This window comes from Paraglaciecola sp. L1A13 (assembly GCF_009796745.1).
Taxonomy (GTDB): domain Bacteria; phylum Pseudomonadota; class Gammaproteobacteria; order Enterobacterales; family Alteromonadaceae; genus Paraglaciecola.
In genome coordinates this window covers 2,942,579-2,962,147 of record NZ_CP047024.1, presented here as the reverse complement: position 1 = coordinate 2,962,147, position 19,569 = coordinate 2,942,579, and the positions used below count along the sequence as shown (strand labels likewise).

The window sequence follows — 19,569 nt, the reverse complement described above, 5'->3', positions numbered from 1 at the left end:
ACAGGTAATTCAACCAACTAAAGGTGCTTAGCAGGAATCACATGAAACAATCAGTTCAAGGTAAATTAGAATCGTTAACCGAACGCTTTGAAGAGGTGCAGGTTTTAGTTAGTCAGCCTGAAATTATTGCCGATCAGAATAAATATCGGGCGTTGACTAAAGAGTATTCTCAACTCGAGGGTGTGGTTAAATGCTTTGCAGAATATCAAGGGGCGAAAGCCGACTTTGAGTCAGCCCAAGAAATGATGCAAGAAAGCGATCCCGAAATGCGCGAAATGGCGCAAGAAGAATATAAAACTTCGAAGCAGGCCATAGAACAATTTGAAGATGAACTGCAAATCCTGTTACTGCCAAAAGATCCGAATGATGAAAGTAACTGCTTTATCGAAATTCGGGCAGGGGCGGGCGGTGATGAAGCGGCTATTTTTGCCGGTGATTTGTTCCGTATGTACAGTCGTTATGCCGAATCTCGCCGTTGGAAGGTTGAAGTGGTCACCATGAACGATGGCGATCATGGTGGTTATAAAGAAATCATAGCCAATGTAATTGGCGAAGGTTCTTATGGTGTGCTTAAGTTTGAATCCGGTGGACACCGCGTACAGCGCGTACCTGAAACCGAGTCTCAAGGACGTATTCATACATCAGCTTGTACCGTGGTAGTGATGCCTGAAGTACCTGAATCTGAAGCTATTGAAGTGAATAAAGCGGATCTTAAAATTGATACCTTTCGCGCGTCAGGCGCTGGTGGACAACACGTTAACAAAACCGATTCTGCAATTCGTATTACGCACGTGCCATCTGGTATTGTGGTGGAATGTCAAGATGAGCGTTCACAACATAAAAACCGTGCGAAAGCGATGGCCGTATTGCAGTCACGATTGAACAAACTTGAAGAAGATAAGCGTCAAGCGGAAGAAACATCCACTAGGCGTAATCTTGTGGCCAGTGGTGATCGTTCTGAACGCATTCGTACTTATAATTTCCCACAAGGGCGGGTAACTGATCATCGCATCAACTTAACCTTATACCGTCTTGATGATGTGATTGCTGGTGATTTAGATGCAGTACTTGAGCCGATTCGTCAGGAACACCAGGCTGACTTGTTAGCATCATTGTCTGACGAAGGTTAGGCATTGTGAGCACTATTTCTCGTGCTCATAGTGCTCACAGTATCGCTGAGCAATTGGCGATATCTAAAGCCCAATTACAGGCGTTTGACAGTGCTGGGATCGATAGCCGCTTATTGATGTGCCATGTTTTACATTGCGAGCCAGTGTACTTAATGACGTGGCCTGAGAAAGAACTAACCGAGGCGCAGTTAAGTGCCTTGCGACAATTAGTCGCTAAACGCAAATCAGGCCATCCCATTGCTTATCTTATCGGGTATCGAGATTTCTGGAGTCTGCGGTTACAGGTATCCCCAGCTACATTAATTCCTCGCCCTGAAACTGAATTACTGGTTGAAACTGTATTGGCTTTGTCATTGCCCCAACAGGCCAAGGTTCTTGATTTGGGTACAGGTACAGGGGCAATCGCGTTAGCCCTCGCGAGTGAAAAACCAAAATGGCACATCACTGGTATTGATAAAAACACCGATGCGGTAGCTCTTGCAAAGCAAAATGCTCAATTGAACAAATTAACGCAAGTTTGCTTTAAGCACAGTGACTGGTTTTCAAATATAGGAGATGAAACATTCTCGTTGATTGTCAGTAATCCGCCCTATGTTGAAGATGACAGTGTCTATTTGCAACACGGGGATGTGCGTTTTGAACCTGCTAGTGCGCTAACATCGGGGCCGGATGGCTTAGACGATATTCGCTTGATTATTGCAAAGACCAAAGCCTATTTAGCCAAAGAAGGTTGGCTTGTTTTTGAGCATGGTTATCAACAAGCGCCTGGGATCCAAGCGTTATTTACAAAGCATGGTTTTGAACAAATACACTCGTTAGATGATTTAAATGGCCAACCTCGCATAACACTGGGCCGCTATTCGGCTCAATAAGCCTTTTTAAACGCCCCACTTTTCCTTTTCGGATATTGCAACTAATTGAAAAGCGTACTATTTTGAAAGCGCATTTAGATGTACAACGATATCAAGTTAAAATCGCAGTAGCGAAGGGAAGATATGTATGAATGACGAGTTGGTATTTGCAGAAGATTCTGATGAAGATGAAGTTCAATATAAGGGCTCATGGAAAATTTTAATTGTTGATGATGAGCCTGAAATTCATACGGTAACAAAATTGGCGCTAAATGACTTTGAGTTTCAAAACAAGAACTTAACATTTATTAGTGCATACAGCGGTGAACAAGCTAGAGAAATATTACTTAACAATCACGATATCGCCGTTGTTCTGTTGGATGTTGTTATGGAAACGGACGATGCGGGCTTAAAAATTGCCGATTTTATCCGTAACGAAGCAAAAAACCACTTTATTCGTATTATTTTACGTACCGGCCAGCCGGGGCAAGCCCCAGAGCGGGATGTGATCATTAATTATGACATTAATGACTATAAATCGAAGACTGAACTAACGGCGCAAAAGCTATTTACCGTCGTGATAGCAGCGCTGCGTTCTTATCGGGATATTGTGGCCATCAATGAAAATCGAATAGGGCTGGAAAAAATCATTTCTGCCTCTGCTAATTTGTTTCGTACTCATTCTGTTGAACATCTTATTGAAGGCATTGTGCAGCAATTATCGTCGTTGTTAGGTGCCGGGAAAGATGCAGCATATCTCACTTGCGCGGTAGCTGGCCCTCGACCTGCTGCTGAATCACCTACCAATTCGTTAGACAATCTTGTTGTATTTACGGGACAAGGTGAGTACCAAAATGCAGCAGGAAAAGCCCTTCCTAACGTTTTATCTGGTGAGCAATTAGAAGCGTGTCGTATTGCTTTACATGAAAAAACCTTGGTGTATGCAGACGAGTATTTAGTGGCCTTCTGTGAGAGTCATACCCACTATGGCTCGTTGCTATATTTATCGGGCTTGCCGAAACGTTTAAATGATGCTCAGAAAAAGTTAGTGGAAATTTTTTCTCAAAATGTCCAAATTGCATTCGATAATATTATGCTCACAAAAGACATCGAAGATACGCAACGAGAAATTATTGAGCGTTTAGGTCAAGCGATGGAAGTAGGCGCTGGCATAGAAAATTATACTTTGCGCACCGTAAAAGTGTGCCAAATTCTAGGTCAAGCGCTTGGGTTCGATGAAGAGCAGTTACGTTTGTTGATGTCGGCTGTACCGTTGCATGACATTGGCAAACTATATGTGCCAACACACGCATTATTCAATGCTGATGCACCGAGCGCTAAAGATATTGATTTGATTGCCAAACACACCAAATTTGGTTATCGATTACTAAAAGATTCGAAGCGCCCGTTAATTAAAATTGCGGCGACGATAGCCAAAGAACATTACGAGCACTGGGATGGAAAAGGGTATCCCAATGGATTATGCGCAGAAAACATTCACCTGTACGCACGTATTGCTTCGGTGGCCATTGCCTACGATGTACTGCGTGGCCAATCAAAACATGCTGAAGCTTGGCCAGTACCTAAGGTGATGACTCGCATGAAGGAGCTAAGTGGTAGTCAGTTTGATCCAAGCCTGATTGCCTTATTAACTGAAAATATCGATAAAGTAGAGGGCGTCGCCTTAGATTGTGTGCGTTAATATAGGCATCCATATCACCCTTAGTTCCCCGTGAGTATGTGAGTCGTTGTGCATGGCGCAATATCACTTTATCATTGTTCAAAGCTAACTAAACCCAATTTAATTTCATAAGGACCATCCATGTTGTACACCGCTGTAAAACATCTTCATTTAACCTGTATCGCCTTAAGCGTTTTATTATTTTTAATACGCTTCTTTTGGACGATGACAGGCTCAAGCATGTTGCAAAAAAAGTGGGTGAAAATTACGCCTCATATAGTTGATACTTTTTTGATACTCAGTGCCGGGACCCTATGTGTACTTATTAGCCAATACCCGTTCGTTACTCCTTGGGTAACTGAGAAACTGGTTGGCTTGTTTATGTACGTCTTTATGGTGGCGTTAGCCCTTAAAATGGCTCGCACGACCTTTATGCGTATCATAGGCTTAGTTGGAGCATTAAGCTGGATTGCTTTTACAGCTTTGGTTGCTATTACTAAACAGCCTATTTTGTTTTCTTAATCTACATCGTACCTACCTTTCATGCATACCTAGTTGCCTAGGCTCCCATAGGCAACTTTATCCACTGTCATTGCTATTGAGATAAAATTTACGCACATTTGATATCAAGAATACGCGGTTCTTTCCGATAAAATAGACAGGGTATGGAAAAGGGAATGTCTCGGTGCAGTCTTTAGAGCAAGCAATACAAAGTGATCAACTGTTATGTGCAGGGCTATTAGCCAGCCGTCACAGTGTTGGGATTGATACGGATATCTCTGATTGTTTACAACAACTTGATAAATGGGCGAAGCAAGCCCGTGTTTTAGCACATATATCTCAGCCTGATCACTCCGCTTTTTTACGTTTAATTCACTTTTTTTATCGTGAGCTCGCCTTTACCGGTGCTCACAACAGTGTGGATTCATGTCAGCAAAGCTTATTGCATGAGGTCTTGATTTATCGTAGTGGCACACCAGTCACCTTAGCGGTGCTGTTTAGTCATATAAGCCAGCGTCTTGGCTTTAACGTTCGCTGTGTTAACTTCCCTGGTCACTTTTTGCTGAGATGTGATATATCCTGCCTAGAAGATAAAGCGATATCAGACACGTTAGCATTGCCGCGAGATTTAAACTGCGGTGAAGGAAATGACCAAGAGACTAAAATTCAAAGCGTACTGATCGATCCTATCGATGGACGCGTGTTGAACAATGATACGTTGAGGCAAATGTACTTTAATGTGATAGAAGAAATTGATAACGAATCTATGCCTAATGAAGCGTTAGAGCCAGCTAGCAACGACGAGGTGGTTGTGCATATGTTGCATCAGGTCAAATCTTCACTTATCAACGAAAAACGCTATGAACATGCCCTTCGCAGTATCGATTTGTTGATCCATTTATGCCCAAATAATCCTTATGAAAGAAGAGATAGAGGGGTGTTATTGCATGAGTTACAATGCCCCCAACTCGCTATTATCGATTATCAATATTTTATCCGCCAATGCCCTCAAGACCCAGCTGCGTCGCTATTAGCACACCAAGTTAAATATATGGATATCACGCCGCCAGTGATGCATTAACAACGTGATATTGTCATTAATTACTACCGTCTTATTTGCTTAATACTTCGTATATCGCCTGCGTTAATTGGGTTAGTTCATCAGGCATAATGATGTAGGGGGGCATAATATATACCAGCTTTCCAAAGGGACGGATCCACACGCCAGCCTCTACAAACTTACGTTGCATGGTGGCCACATCGATGGTTGACTTGCACTCGACGACGCCAATCGCACCTAAAACGCGTACATCCGCTACCGCATCAAGCTCACGGCATCTAGTCAATTCTATATTCAACTGATGTTCGATACTACTTACCTGATGCCGCCACTCGCCAGTGGCGATAATATCTAAACTTGCATTAGCAATGGCGCACGCCAGTGGATTCCCCATGTAGGTTGGACCATGCATAAATACCCCCGGACTGCCTTGGCAAATACCTTGGGCAACATCTTCAGTACATAGGGTAGCTGCAAGGGTAACATAACCGCCGGTAAGTGCCTTTCCTATGCATAGGATATCAGGGCTAACATCAGCATGCTCACAGGCGAATAACTTGCCGGTACGACCAAAGCCAGTGGCAATTTCATCGCAAATCAGCAGCAAACCATAGTCATCACACAATTGACGAGCGCGCTTCAAATATTGAGGATGATAAATACGCATACCGCCAGCATTTTGCACCACAGGCTCCAGCACGAGGGCGGCAAGTTCATTATGATGTTGCTGGATTAATTCTTCTAGTGGCGCTATATCATCTTCGTTCCATGTTTGCGCAAAACGCGTCTGCGGTGCAGGGGCGAAAATTTGTTTGGCAAGCGTGTCAGTAAATAAGGAATGCATGCCATTAACTGGATCGCACACTGACATCGCGGCAAATGTATCACCATGATAGCCATTGCGCGGCGTAATAAAGCGGTGTTTATTTGGACTTCCTTGGCAAGCCCAATATTGCAGTGCCATTTTCATGGCTACTTCCACTGATACCGAGCCTGAATCAGCCAGAAATACCTGTTCTAAACCAGAAGGCGTTATAGCAATTAATTTACGGCACAAATCAATAGCGGGCTGATGAGTTAAACCACCAAACATAACGTGAGAGAATGCATCGATTTGGGCTTTTGCTGCATGATTTAATTCAGCGCGGTTATAACCATGAATGGCTGTCCACCAGGATGAGCAACCATCGACTAGTTTCTCGCCTGTCGCTAAATGAATATGCACACCTTGGGCACCGGAGACTTGATAACAAGGTAGAGGGTCGATTGCTGATGTATAAGGATGCCAAATATGTTGTTGATCGAAGGCGAGATTTGCCTGAATTGAATCGCTCAAAAAATGCTCACTTGTAAAGTTTATATATTGATTTAAGTTGACAATGTGCCGCGCGGACTTAGACTAAGCGCGAAATATAATGATGTAAAGGAACAACTATGCCAGTCAGTGTCGAAGCACCTATTAACGCACATTCGCAAGCCCAAAATCAAAGTGCAGCTCAAAGTCATTCCCAGCATTATTCTGTGAACGCCGGCCAAGCGTCTGATTCTATTCGCCACGATTGGTCTCTTGCAGAGGTAAATACGTTGTTTTCTCTACCGTTCAATGATCTGCTATTTCAAGCCCAGTGCGTGCATCGTGCTAACTTTGATCCGAATTACGTACAAGTTAGCACGCTATTATCGATAAAAACCGGGGCTTGTCCCGAAGATTGCAAATACTGTCCGCAAAGTGCTCGTTACGACACAGGTCTTGAAAAAGAGCGCCTGATGGAAATCGAGAAAGTCATTTTACGGGCCCAAGAAGCAAAAGCAGCAGGCTCAACGCGTTTCTGTATGGGTGCTGCATGGCGTAACCCGAAGGATCGCGATATGCCTTATGTGGTCGATATGGTGCGTGAAGTGAAAAAGTTGGGCTTAGAAACCTGTATGACATTGGGTATGTTAACCCGTGATCAGGCGGTCGCCTTAAAGCAGGCAGGACTTGATTATTATAATCACAACTTAGATACCTCACCTGAATTTTACGGTGATATTATTACTACCCGCACCTATCAAGACCGCTTAAACACCATAGATAATGTTCGTGAAGCGGGAATGAATGTTTGTTCCGGCGGTATCGTGGGTATGGGTGAAACGGGCTCTGACCGTTCAAGTTTATTGATACAGTTAGCCAACCTAGATCATCATCCAGAAAGTGTGCCTATTAACATGCTGGTGAAGGTTAAAGGTACACCGATGGAGAACGTCGAAGATTTAGATTACTTTGAGTTTATTCGCACCATAGCCGTCGCGCGTATTATTATGCCGAAGTCGTTTGTACGTTTGTCAGCAGGGCGTGAAGCTATGAACGAACAGATGCAGGCTCTGTGCTTTATGGCTGGCGCCAATTCAATTTTCTATGGGTGTAAGTTATTGACTACGTCAAACCCAGAAACCCATGAAGACGTAACCTTGTTCAAAAAGCTCGGTATTAACGCCAAGCAAACACGTGAATTCTCTGATGAAGCTCATCAAGCCGCTTTGCTAGATGAAATACAAAGTAAAAAAGTGGCCCGGACGCCAGAGTTATTTTACGATGCGACTCAGAAAAAAACTGAGACGGTAACCGGTTAATGGCATTTGATTTTATTCAAGCCGCGCTAGCTGCGCGGCGTAAAGACAACTTGTTTCGCCAAGTTACTACGTTAGATTCAGCGGTCGGTGCGCTAATTGAAGTGGGCGGCCAGTATTATCTTAATTTTTCAAGTAATGACTATCTTGGTATGCGTCAATCTACTGCTGTTATGCAGGGATGGGTTGATGGCATAGGTCAATTTGGTGGTGGCAGCGGCGCATCACCTTTAGTGACAGGGCATACTCAAGCGCATCAAGCACTGCAAGACTATTTGGCCGGCGTGCTAGGACGTGACGCAGTGCTGTTGTTTAATTCAGGCTTTGCTGCTAATCAAGCACTTTGTCAGGCGTTGTTTCAGTTGCCCGTTAACCAAAAGAGAGCGAGTGAAGGGTATATTGTTGCGGACAAACTCATGCATGCTTCGTTGCTTGAAGGCGCAATGGGCAGCGACGCAACACTGCGCCGCTTTGCGCATAACGACTGTGCGCATTTACAAAAGCAACTAGATAAAATACATGCAGGCGCCAAGAGTACAGCACAAGATATTTTGCTGGTTACCGAAGGCGTATACAGTATGGACGGCGACGAGGCTCCTTTGAGCGAGCTTGCCATTATTAGTGAACAGCATAAATCTTGGTTAATGGTCGATGATGCTCATGGTTTTGGTGTGTTGGGCAAAACAGGTATGGGGGCAGTTGAAAAACATGTTTTAAATCAAGAACAAGTGCCAATACTAATGGCCACCTTTGGCAAAGCAATTGGTACTGCTGGCGCGTTTGTTTCGGGTAGCCAAGATTTAATCGACTACTTGACTAATTTTGCTAAGCATTACATATACAGTACGGCAATGCCGCCTGCTCAGGCAGTGGCAACATTGGCGAGCTTGCATACCATTGAGCAAAGTGAGCAGCGTGCTTTATTGCATGACAATATTGCGTACTTTCGTCAATTAGCCACAGCCGCAGGCATAGCGTTAACGCCATCTATGACCGCCATTCAGCCAATTATTATTGGCAGCCCTGAATTGGCAATCGCTATCAGTCAAAGGTTACGCAATATGGGTCTGTGGGTAAGCGCTATTCGCACGCCTACTGTGCCAAAAGGTACAGACAGATTGCGCATTACCTTAAGTGCGTCCCATCATAAAAAGGATATTCAAGCATTAGTCGATGGGTTGATACTGGTAATGGAGCGAGCGAATGAGGCTAAATTCATAGGTGAAAAGCGATGAGTGATATCACCAATGGCGCTTGAATTGATAGACGATAAACCACAGATGGTCTGTACGGATAACAATGTGGCTAATAACAGTAAATCTAACGTTAGCAGTTTAGTAAGTTGCAATGTAAGCAGCCCTAGCAAAGATCAGCAACTCAAACTACGTATCGCCAAGCAGTTTAGCCGCGCCGCCAAACGTTATGACAGTGCTGCTCAGATACAAATTGAGATAGCCAGTGAAGCCCTTCGCTTATTCAAAGAGCACGCGTATGGTACAAAGAAGTGCCGCCTCCTAGAGAAGTCGCCCAAAAATATTTTAGATATTGGCTGCGGTACGGGGCGTGTTACTAGGCAGTTAGCTGCTATGTATGTCAATCAACAGCAACATACTCTGGCGATGGATTTAGCCCTCGGTATGTTGCAGTACGCAGAACAAACGACGACCAATCAGGGCGTTGAGCAGCAAGCCAATAATTTGCAAAATATACATTGGCTACAGGGGGATGCTGAGCATATTCCCATGGGCGACAATACAGTGAGTGGTGTGTTTTCCTCAATGGCCCTGCAATGGTGCAAAAATAGTACCCAGGTGTGCCATGAAATCAACCGGGTGTTAGCGCCAAATGCACAAGGCATACTCGCGATTATGTGTGCAGGCTCAATGCTTGAATTAGACGCTTGTTGGCAGCATATCGACAGTGCACGACAAATAAACCATTTTGACTCAGCCGATAAATGGCTGAATGCCGCTCAAAAAGCAGGTTTACAGGTTGAAATGCAGCAAAAAAACTTTGTCACTTGGCATGAAAATGTAAGAGCACTGCTTGGCTCAATAAAACAGATTGGTGCTAATGTGGTAACAAGTAATGCTCAGCAAAAAGCGATTAGCCGGCACACTTTTCAGCAATTAGAGCAGTATTATCAACATGAGTTTGGCAACATTCAGGGATTACCATTGACCTACAGCGTATGCTTTTTGCAGATCCGAAAAAATACTAATGAGTAACAACCAAGTCAGTTAAATCTCGTCAATCGATTTACCCATCCAAAAAACCAATTAAGGAAATGCGCCATGTCGTCAGATAACGCAAAACAATATCCGGTGCAACATACCTTCTTTGTCACTGGCACGGATACGGAAGTGGGCAAAACCTTTGTCAGCTGCGCACTACTCGCCAAGTGTAATGACATGGGCTTGTCTACTGCAGCCTATAAACCAGTATCCGCTGGATGCGAGCGTAGCGCTCAAGGCTTACGAAATGATGATGCAATGCAGTTACAGCAGATAAGTAGCGTTATGCTCGATTACAACGATGTAAATCCCATCGCATTTGAAGAGCCTATAGCGCCGCACTTGGCCTGTGCTAAAAAAGTCGCTAAAGGTGACGGAAAATTGATTGAACTACATGACATTAATCTGGGTTACCAACATTTAGTGCTTAAGCAAAGCGATGTGCTTTTAGTAGAAGGGGCGGGAGGTTGGCGCTTACCATTGGGTAAAAACAGCCAAGGGCGAGAGCAATTTTTGTCAGATTTCGCCATCGCTCAGCAGCTTCCCGTTATTTTGGTTGTTGGTATGCGTTTGGGTTGTATCAATCATGCCCTGTTAACCGCTCAAGCCATAGAACAGGATGGTCTCGTGGTGGCGGGCTGGGTTGCCAATATGCTTGAGCCCGATATGCCATTTTTAGACGAGAACATTCAAAGTTTACAGAACTTATTGACAGCACCGCTGGTGGCACGAATCCCAAAAGCAGTAAGCTCTATTGATGTGAAAGAATGTTTTGATATGCAAGCATTAGGTTTTTGATTGATTTTTAAAAGCGTAGCCTTTTTACTCCGCTCAGGCTTACACCTCAGTTACTACTCAATTTTAGCTTTATTCATGCTTAAATTTAACGTCTGTGCAATGATTCTGGAGCACTGAGTTGGTTTGTTTTTCCTACCCAGTGCGCCAACAAATACTCATTTATAAAAAAGACAATAAGTTTTCGTCGAGTTGCATTAAGGTTTTTGGGTCGGCCATCATAGTTTTAGCTAAAGACTTTGTTCTAGGTAATAAACGTTCAAAATAGAATTCAGCGGTTTTGATCTTAGCACGGTAGAAGTCACGATTTTCGACGTCTGTGGCTAATTTTTCATAGGCAGTTTGCGCCATTTGTGCCCAGAAATAGCCCATCATGATATAACCTGAGTACATTAGGTAATCAACTGAAGCAGAGCCGACTATATCGCGATCTTTTTTCGCACGTAGGGCTAAACGCATTGTGTATTGCTGCCAGTTCGCCACATTTTTGCTTAACGCCCAGACAAATTTATTCATTTGACGTTTATGTGGGTTACTGGAAATCATACTGTTGTTTTTGCAAAAAACGAGCACCTCTTTACTGAATGCTTTTAATGATTTACCACGCGTTAATAATATTTTACGGCCTAATAAATCTAACGCTTGAATGCCGGTGGTGCCTTCATACAACGTGGCGATACGCACGTCGCGAACAATCTGTTCCATGCCCCATTCTTTTATATACCCATGACCACCAAATACTTGCATACCGTGACTGGCGCTTTCGCAGCCAAGTTCGGTCAAGAAGGCCTTAAGAATTGGCGTGATAAAGCCTAATCGATCATCCGCTTCTTTACGTGCTTCATCGGTTTTTGCCATTTCAATTTCATCAACAATCTTCGCCGTGTAATACACCATTGCCCGCCCACCTTCAGCGATAGCTTTCTGGGTCATCAGCATCTTGCGTACATCGGGGTGCACAATGATGGGGTCAGCGACTTTATCTGGACATTTTTTGCCGGTTAACGCTCGCATGGATAAACGGTCTTTGGCGTATAACAACGAGTTTTGATAAGCCAGTTCAGAGGCACAAACACCTTGCAATGCAGTCCCTACACGGGCAGTGTTCATAAAGGTGAACATACATTCTAGGCCCTTATTTTCAGGACCTATTAATACACCTTTTGCGTTGTCAAAATTAAGTACTGCCGTGGATGACGCTTTTATGCCCATTTTGTCTTCGATGGCGCCACACGTCACATTATTACCTTCGCCTAAATTGCCTTGCTGATCGACTTGGACCTTTGGCACGATGAATAATGAAATACCGCGAGTACCTTCAGGAGCACCGGGAAGGCGCGCTAAAACGATATGAATAATATTTTCGGTTAAGTCGTGTTCACCTGCAGAAATAAAAATCTTAGTCCCAACAATGTCGTAAGTTCCGTCGTCATTTGGTATAGCTTTGGTCTTAACTTGACCTAGGTCTGTGCCGCATTGAGGTTCGGTTAAACACATAGTGCCGGTCCATGTGCCTTCTGTTAATCGAGTAAGATACAATTCTTTTTGTTGTTCAGTGCCATGGCTTTGAATGGTGTTCATTGCACCGTGGCTCAAGCCGGGGTACATGGCCCATGACCAATTGGCTGTGCCCATCATCTCTTGTTTTGCCATGCCTAAAGATGGAGGTAAACCTTGCCCTCCATGTTCAACAGGGTGAGATAAGCTCTGCCATCCACCTTCAACATATTTGTTGTAAGCCTCTTTAAAACCAGTTGGCGTGGTGACTACACCATTATTAAATTTGCAGCCTTCCTTGTCGCCACTTTGATTCAACGGCAGTAATTCGTTTTCACAAAATTTTGCGCATTCTTGAAGTATCGCATCTACTAAATCGGGTGTTGCTTCAGCAAACTCTGGGTATTTTGCATAATGAGGGTAATAGTTAAACACGTCTTCAATAAGAAACTTCATGTCCATAACCGGCGCTTTGTATTGCAACATAGTAGAACTCCAAAAAGGTTTGATTTGATCAGCTTCTAAAGAGTATAGCAGAAAAATACAACTGGTCTAACCACTTATATCTAAATAGTTGTTTATCGGTATCCGATCACCTTGCTTTAGAGGTAACAGCGCCTACGGGTGTTATGAACCTAACTAACGTGTTACACACTTTATTTTCAGGTTTTGAGAGTTATAGCTAGTCCACCCTAATGTAGCCAGAGCCCCATTAAACCTGCAATCGCGCCGTATAGTAGCAACACGAGTATGCTGCGTTTTAGGATATAACCTTCACTGTTTTGTAACCCTAATATTGACGTTACTGCGACGATATTATTGATACAAATCATATTTCCCATAGCTGCGCCCACGGACTGTAATGCCAAAATTGTCGTGGTATTAAGGCTTAGTTCGACGGCGATGGATTGCTGAATACCGGCGAACGTCAGATTAGAAATAGTCGCTGATCCAGAGAAAAATGAACCTAAGGCACCTAAAAATGGCGCGAAGAAGCCCCAGTATTGTCCACTAATACTAGCCAGATTTTGACCAATTAAACTCACGGCTGAGTGCTCAGCGCCAAGCATCATCATATTAACAAACACGAGGGCTCCCATAAGGGCAATAACAGGTTTTTGCATACTGTTTTTGGTATGCCTTAACACGGTAGTAAGTGAGCCGTTTTTAAACCACCACAAAGTTAGCATACCCATAACAAGAAACGGTAATATAGAAGGGACATATAACAAGTTATGTTGCCATACGATATCGGTTCGCAGAATATGCTCGAGCTTTAATACCAGTGCGGCACTGATACTAAAGTCACCTAACTGTCCAAGGCTTATACGCCAAGCTGGCGCCGTAAGTTGTAATAGGCTTTTAATGCCCAGATCAGGGATCCTTGTTACAACCAATAACAATACGGTCCCCCACAGTGGAAAACTCGCCTTTATTAGCATTGATAGGGGTACATTGACCGACGGAATAGGGGGGGCTGTGTCGTTATTTAATCCGATACCAAACTTAGCCAACAGCAAAGTCAATACTAACCCTATTAACCCACCTACTAGTGACGGAAATTCTACTGACACAGAACTGAGTAATAAATAAGGCAGTGTGCACGAGAAAGTCGATAAAATTATAAAACCTAAATTTTGTTTAAGCTGACGTTTTTTCTCGACCACAAAAGCCAGTGCCGCAATAACCACAAACGGGGCCGCCACGGTATTAATTAACGCTGACTTCCATGCGACATCTTGCAGTAATGAAGATGTTAGGTCTGTCATCGACAAGCCAAACCAAATAGGTGTGCCCACGGCGCCAAATGTAACGGGGATAGTATTAAGAATAAGGCAGCATATAGCGACCCTTAAGGCAGGAAAGCCTAAACCCACTAAAATTGGGGCTGCAATGGCTGCTGGTGTACCAAAACCACTGGCACCTTCGATTAAAAAAGCAAAAGCCCAGGCGACTATCATCAGTTGTGCCACAGTGTTACTGCTGATCTGATTTAGCCAATTACGAATAATTTCTAGCGCCCCCGTGACCTCCATACAACGAAACAAGAAAATTGCGCCAGCGATAATCATAATCGGTGTTAATGCCAACAATAGGCCACTTAGTACGGAAGCATTAACCAAATTAGCCTTAAAATTGAAAACGACCAACATCAACATATAGGCTATTACCGCGCACAATGGCAAAGCTTTGCTCGCGGCTAAATTATTTTTTTTGGTCATCAGGTAAATTAATAAAGCGATAGGTAGATATGCACTTAAAAGCAGGAACATGATTTTCCTTGATAACAGTGTGTTGCCTCTAGCGTTATCAATAAGGTGCATTGGAATAGATGTCAAAGGTAATTTAGTCTAGCAGTGGCGCAAGTTTCTTGGGATTGGGTCAGTTTATATTTGATAGTGTTAAGTGTGACGTAACGTTGAGGCGATAAAGCGTTTCTCAAATACCGCTAACTCGATAAACATAATCTGCCTGTTAGGGTCGACGTCTAGAATTGTCGATTTCGAATACAGTACTTTGTCACAGCTTTCAATGCGATGATTGAAATGGGCGTTCGAACTTTAAGTCAAAAAGGAATCAAGTACATCATGAAGGCTCATGATGTACGCGAATCTGTTGGCAGCGCGAGTGGTTTTGTAGCTATACATTGGCACTCAGTGCCCAGTGGTTATATATCGTAAAATGCATCTACTAACGCACCGACTTTAACGTCATTAGCAATAGTTTGGCTATTAAGGAACGCTTCGATCGCGGCTTTGTTTTCTTCAGTTGCGTTACCATAACGTTCAGCCGATGTGACGAAACCATCTAAAGATTCGCTATCATCGTTCAAGGTTATATATAAATGTTGCGCGGTAACTAATTCTGCAAAGCTATTGAAGAAAAGCTCGTACTCTTCTTCAGTCGCTTCAGCCAAATTACAACTAAACTCGAAGCCTAAAATCGCCCACTCATCTAAATGTAATTTCTTGCGTATACGTCTGTTTCTGGTTGTTTTCTCTGACATTGTGCTACCTATAAAAAAAAGCAAAAGGATTAACGTTATCACCCGTATCAATGAGCTTGTCATGGATGCTAAGTAATTATCGCGCGCATATTAACAGTTTTTGCAAACTCATATTGAAAGAAAAACAACAGGACATTATTGTTGCGCTATAATAGTGAAAATAACGCGATATGCCGTATTAATCAGTCATTAAACTTGGCTCTTTACCAAAGATATTTCCATGAATCGAAAGAAAAAATTAACACAAATCCATAAAAAACGTATTAAAGCAGTAGCTGCTAAAAATAGCGGTAAGAAAAAATCTTCATACGTTTCAAAAGCTGAGCGCACAAAGCAAGAAGAGATCGTCGAGTCTGAAACGATTACCCAAAATGTTGAACCGATTATTGAGTCTTGATATAGCGGGTAAATTATAAATTGCATCGCACTGAAGCCTAGCTAAAAGTACGAAATAGCTTAGTAAAATCGAGACCATATGAAGACTAGACTTATTGTGCTTTTTTGCGGGCTTTTGCTCTTTTATTAATGGAACATCATCTTTTTGGTTGTTCGCTGTACAGGGCCTAACAGCAGTAAAATGATTAAAAATAACGCTGATTTATTTAATACACGTACTTGGTTCCATCGGTATTATTTTTTATTAGCAGTACTAGGTGTATTTTGTTCAAAGCAGCGCCCCAGAGGTTGGCAGTAAAATGCCAGCCCACCAACGGACTTTATTTCCGGTGACGATAGATTTTCAGGGAGAAACGAATGGTACGTCAGGAAACACCTAAGGCTTTAATAACATCACGCTGGAATGAACATTACAAAAATACGTTTAAGATAACAGGCTTATGTAGTGAACTAATGCGAAGAGTACGCAGAGTGGTTTTACTGTCGCTATTTACGTTTGTGTTCTTCCAAGGGGTAAGTGTTGTCCATGCCATTACATTGCAAGAGGCCTATGCGAATCACAAAAGTGACGTACAGGTCAACGGCAGCGGCACTGTGGTGCGTGTTTTGCGTGATGACAACAAGGGCTCCCGGCATCAAAAATTTATTCTTAAGCTTTCATCAGGCCAGACTATTTTAATTGCCCATAATATAGATCTTGCTCCGCGCATTAAGACTATCGCCCAAGGTGATACCGTTCAATTTTATGGTGAATATGAATACAGCAATAAAGGTGGCGTAGTGCACTGGACCCACCGAGACCCAAATAACCGCCATGTTCATGGTTGGCTAAAACATCAAGGTACGCTTTACCAATAAAGATTAAAGCAGTTCGGCTTACAATAGTCTTTTATGCATGTCATATCCGCAATGTTGGACCACTGAGTAAGTTAAATACCTAGCTCACCATTTAAACAATAAGCAAGATTACTGAAATTTTAGCACTACTTATATTGCTTTTGTATAGCTTTTATCTAAGCGCAAAAAAATCCATTCTTCCTTTTTTTCCTTCCAAGATATTCACGTATCGTAATTACCTAATAAACGCTTTAAAGGCAAAAGCACCATGGGCCCACGTGGTGATGGCATCGTAAAAATGGACTGGGTCGTTGGCAGTATCAGGTAGGAGCTAGCTACTCAAGGTATTGCGGTTTTCATCAGTGACAATGGGCCAGTGTTCGATGATGGCTTAGGCGATAAAGCTGCTGAAATGCTTGGTTAACATACACTCGCAGGACTCTTTAGATGCGGAAAAAACAGTGTTTTTGAAGGCGGTACTCGCGAGCCGATGATTGTTTATTGGCCTGGTAAAACGGTTCATAGCCACCGCAAAGCACTTATATCGCAAGTAGATGTTTATGCGTCTTTAGCTAGTTTGGTAAATCAACCTTTAGCGAATGAAGAAGCTATTGATAGCCTAGACATGATGAGTGCATTGCCAGATTACGCTATTTATGGCGCTGTTCTTGCTGAGTTTAGCCATTGTTGATCAGCAATAACCAGCAGCTTTACTGCGCAAATGAGGAAGTATCTAATGTTAGTGACCAGTTTTGAATACGAAAAGTGGCAGCGAGAATACGCCAATCAAGGCGAAAAGGTACAAGACGCAACTGCAAACGGGCAAGCGTTTGCCGCTGAACTGGCCGTACAGCAATCGTCACAAAGGGAATCGGTCACTCAATCAGATACCATAGTAGACCCTGATGAAAGTACAGACAAAGAAGCGTCTTTTAGTGAAAAAGCTTTTGAATATTTGTTGGCTAATCGTTTAGGCGTTGATAAGCGTACGCTTGATGAAATTAAAGCGGAAATTGAAGCGTTAGAAAAAGAACGCGATACGCTAGTAAGCAAAACAAGCCTCAATGAAGCACAACAACAACGATTAGCGCTGATCAATGATCGAATTGATGTGCTGACGCAGCTTATGAAAGACTTAGTCGAGCAGGCCAGTAAGCGGGCTGCTGAGAATGAAGCTAAACAATCGTTAACATCTGAGCCAGCGCTGTCAGCAAGTGAGCAAGTTGCTATAGAAGAGAATGAAGTTCTACCTAACACAGAGCTGCAAGACCGTAAACATCCGTTTGGCACTTAGGTTTAAGTGATAACCTTGTATTATTGAGGACTCAGGAGGCTATTTTTGATGCCATCAATAGCTTGGTCTGCGGCGTGCAGTGCCCCTTCTAGGTAGCCTGGGTCTTGGTTTGAAAATTCACTGCCCGCAAAATGCACGTTAAGGGTTTTAAGCTCATTCTCTAATCCGTGTATGTTAAATTCAGGATGTTTCGCGGCTTCATTTCTATCATATTCGGTCGTAATAAATGGGTCTTGTCCCCAGTCTTTAATATGGCAGTTTTGGATCTTGTATGCATCTTCTCCATAAAAAAAGGCTAGCTGATCTAAGCAGGCTTGTATTAATTGAGTCTCACTAATTTCGCTTCGTCGCTTGGCTGATATGCCAATAAAACCAAATAAGGCATGACCGCCGTTTTCGGTGCTGCTGGCATCATGCATTTCTATCATTGGGCCTACCTGACTAAACGCTTGACCCGATAAACCTTTTTCACGCCAAAAGGGTCGTGGGTAGGTAGCAATAAATTTTGCTTGGGCTGCCATCCAAGTCGGTACTGAACGTAAACGTTGCTCAAGCAACGTCGAGCCCCAAGTTTGTACTGCAAAGTCCCGTTGGATAATCCGTGGCGGTAAAGCTAATAATAGATGTTCAGCGTTGAAGATGAAGCTCTCGTTCGTGTTATCAAGGTCGCCTGTGATGTGTTGCGTATCTTGCGAAAAATCAGAAACGGTTAGTTGCCAAGCATTTTTTACACTGTCTTTTTCAATTTTTTTAACGCAGTGAGAGCGCTTTATTTTATGCGCAGCGCCAGCGTTAGCGAGCTGACTGTATAATTTATCTATCAGTTGATACATACCTGACTCAACGCGAAATAGCTGCATAACGCCAGCCCCAGCAATTTGTGTTGGTTGAGTTGTATTAGATGCTTGAAAAAGAACATCGCCGGTTGTGTATTGTTCGAATAGATTTACTTTCAAGTCTTTTGCTAAGGCTTGCATTTTACTTTGATGAGGGAAAATCCACGTTGGGCCGAAGTCATGGCTTGGGGATTCATTTTGCTTACGATCACCTATTGCCGCCCATATTCGGCCACCTAAATGCGATTGTGCTTCGAGTAACAGATAAGGGATATTTAACTGTTCTAATCTGCTTGCCGCATATAAGCCAGCTAAACCACCACCTACTATAATGACTTTACTGTGTTGCACTATATGTCCTCTTAGTGTCAATTCAGGCGTTAGTGAATCTATCAGTAGATAGTTTTGATTTATATGTCGTGAAAGTCAACTGCCCATCATCTGGCTGAGGTGTTTCAATATAGGTTTAATAAAGCGCAATATTACTAAAAGATAACAAAAATATCTGCCAAGCACGCACATAATGCATCATTTACTCAATCCTTGTCTTTCTTAGATGGAAAAGGAAAAACAGCTGATTAGCAGCCTAGCTGCTTGGTGACAACTTCTGCAGTGGAACAGAGCTGCATGACTAAACCCGCTTGGTTTAGTGGTTTACTAAGGTGGCTGTTCAGGGATGAAACTGTAAGAGAGGCTATGCCTTACCCCTTAAGCTCATCTATAAGTACTGCCACGTCAGTTACTCGGTCAATTAAGGCATTCTATTGGTGCAGAATTCCGCTAATTACTATTTGTCGGTGGGTGTGGCGTTAAAAATAATAGGAGTGGCTAATTATGGCG

18 protein-coding genes are annotated in these 19,569 nt (G+C 43.0%); 13 read left to right on the top strand and 5 right to left on the bottom strand.

Going from position 1 to position 19,569, the window contains the following annotated elements:
- Window positions 1-41 precede the first annotated feature (41 nt).
- From prfA to GQR89_RS12375, 5 genes are all read left to right on the top strand, one after another.
- Window positions 42-1,130, top strand: coding sequence for a peptide chain release factor 1 (prfA, locus tag GQR89_RS12395; protein ID WP_158770334.1), 1,089 nt, complete (start codon window positions 42-44; stop codon window positions 1,128-1,130).
- 5 nt (window positions 1,131-1,135) lie between these two features.
- A complete protein-coding gene (prmC, locus tag GQR89_RS12390; protein WP_158770333.1) occupies window positions 1,136-2,002 on the top strand; it encodes a peptide chain release factor N(5)-glutamine methyltransferase in 867 nt (288 codons plus the stop codon).
- Window positions 2,003-2,129: 127 nt separating this feature from the next.
- Entirely contained in the window at window positions 2,130-3,683 is a 1,554-nt protein-coding gene (locus GQR89_RS12385) for a response regulator (protein WP_158770332.1), read from the top strand.
- A gap of 123 nt (window positions 3,684-3,806) precedes the next feature.
- Window positions 3,807-4,184, top strand: a complete 378-nt coding sequence (locus tag GQR89_RS12380; RefSeq protein ID WP_158772252.1) for a SirB2 family protein — start codon at window positions 3,807-3,809, stop codon at window positions 4,182-4,184.
- A gap of 163 nt (window positions 4,185-4,347) precedes the next feature.
- Window positions 4,348-5,244 carry a SirB1 family protein gene (locus tag GQR89_RS12375; protein WP_158770331.1) on the top strand — a complete coding sequence of 299 codons (897 nt, stop codon included), beginning with the start codon at window positions 4,348-4,350 and terminating at the stop codon, window positions 5,242-5,244.
- A 31-nt stretch (window positions 5,245-5,275) separates the two neighbouring features.
- Here the strand turns inward: GQR89_RS12375 and bioA are convergent, their stop codons facing one another.
- Entirely contained in the window at window positions 5,276-6,559 is a 1,284-nt protein-coding gene (gene bioA, locus GQR89_RS12370; protein ID WP_158770330.1) for an adenosylmethionine--8-amino-7-oxononanoate transaminase, read from the bottom strand.
- A gap of 98 nt (window positions 6,560-6,657) precedes the next feature.
- On the opposite strand from bioA, the gene bioB reads away from it, so the two are divergent.
- The 4 genes from bioB to bioD all read left to right on the top strand — a co-directional run bounded on the left by bioB (window position 6,658) and on the right by bioD (window position 10,865).
- Entirely contained in the window at window positions 6,658-7,836 is a 1,179-nt protein-coding gene (gene bioB / locus GQR89_RS12365; protein ID WP_233268956.1) for a biotin synthase BioB, read from the top strand.
- Window positions 7,836-9,068 carry an 8-amino-7-oxononanoate synthase gene (locus tag GQR89_RS12360; RefSeq protein ID WP_158770329.1) on the top strand — a complete coding sequence of 411 codons (1,233 nt, stop codon included), beginning with the start codon at window positions 7,836-7,838 and terminating at the stop codon, window positions 9,066-9,068. Before bioB ends, GQR89_RS12360 begins: the two co-directional genes overlap by 1 nt.
- A 24-nt stretch (window positions 9,069-9,092) precedes the next feature.
- Window positions 9,093-10,061: a methyltransferase domain-containing protein gene (locus tag GQR89_RS12355; protein WP_233268955.1), complete on the top strand. Its 969-nt coding sequence runs from the start codon at window positions 9,093-9,095 to the stop codon at window positions 10,059-10,061.
- Between the two features lie 66 nt (window positions 10,062-10,127).
- The gene (gene bioD, locus GQR89_RS12350; protein WP_158770328.1) at window positions 10,128-10,865 is read left to right on the top strand and encodes a dethiobiotin synthase; all 738 of its coding nucleotides are present in this window, start codon (window positions 10,128-10,130) and stop codon (window positions 10,863-10,865) included.
- 159 nt (window positions 10,866-11,024) lie between these two features.
- Here bioD and GQR89_RS12345 read toward each other — a convergent pair whose 3' ends face one another.
- From GQR89_RS12345 to GQR89_RS12335, 3 genes are all read right to left on the bottom strand, one after another.
- Window positions 11,025-12,845 (bottom strand): acyl-CoA dehydrogenase C-terminal domain-containing protein, encoded by a 1,821-nt coding sequence (locus tag GQR89_RS12345; RefSeq protein WP_158770327.1) that lies wholly within the window; start codon window positions 12,843-12,845, stop codon window positions 11,025-11,027.
- Window positions 12,846-13,051: 206 nt separating this feature from the next.
- Window positions 13,052-14,632 (bottom strand): L-lactate permease, encoded by a 1,581-nt coding sequence (locus GQR89_RS12340; protein ID WP_158770326.1) that lies wholly within the window; start codon window positions 14,630-14,632, stop codon window positions 13,052-13,054.
- A 395-nt stretch (window positions 14,633-15,027) separates the two neighbouring features.
- Entirely contained in the window at window positions 15,028-15,366 is a 339-nt protein-coding gene (locus tag GQR89_RS12335; protein ID WP_158770325.1) for a YggL family protein, read from the bottom strand.
- 220 nt (window positions 15,367-15,586) lie between these two features.
- Here GQR89_RS12335 and GQR89_RS12330 point away from each other — a divergent pair, with 220 nt between their 5' ends.
- The 4 genes from GQR89_RS12330 to GQR89_RS12315 all read left to right on the top strand — a co-directional run bounded on the left by GQR89_RS12330 (window position 15,587) and on the right by GQR89_RS12315 (window position 17,893).
- Complete coding sequence (locus GQR89_RS12330) at window positions 15,587-15,763, top strand: DUF2986 domain-containing protein (RefSeq protein ID WP_158770324.1); 177 nt, start codon at window positions 15,587-15,589, stop codon at window positions 15,761-15,763.
- Between the two features lie 356 nt (window positions 15,764-16,119).
- Entirely contained in the window at window positions 16,120-16,620 is a 501-nt protein-coding gene (locus tag GQR89_RS12325; RefSeq protein ID WP_370460944.1) for a DUF3465 domain-containing protein, read from the top strand.
- A 469-nt stretch (window positions 16,621-17,089) separates the two neighbouring features.
- Window positions 17,090-17,290 carry a hypothetical protein gene (locus GQR89_RS21530; RefSeq protein ID WP_233268954.1) on the top strand — a complete coding sequence of 67 codons (201 nt, stop codon included), beginning with the start codon at window positions 17,090-17,092 and terminating at the stop codon, window positions 17,288-17,290.
- A 45-nt stretch (window positions 17,291-17,335) separates the two neighbouring features.
- Entirely contained in the window at window positions 17,336-17,893 is a 558-nt protein-coding gene (locus GQR89_RS12315) for a hypothetical protein (protein ID WP_233268953.1), read from the top strand.
- Between the two features lie 20 nt (window positions 17,894-17,913).
- Here GQR89_RS12315 and GQR89_RS12310 read toward each other — a convergent pair whose 3' ends face one another.
- The gene (locus tag GQR89_RS12310) at window positions 17,914-19,080 is read right to left on the bottom strand and encodes an FAD-dependent oxidoreductase (protein ID WP_158770323.1); all 1,167 of its coding nucleotides are present in this window, start codon (window positions 19,078-19,080) and stop codon (window positions 17,914-17,916) included.
- Window positions 19,081-19,569 lie beyond the last annotated feature (489 nt).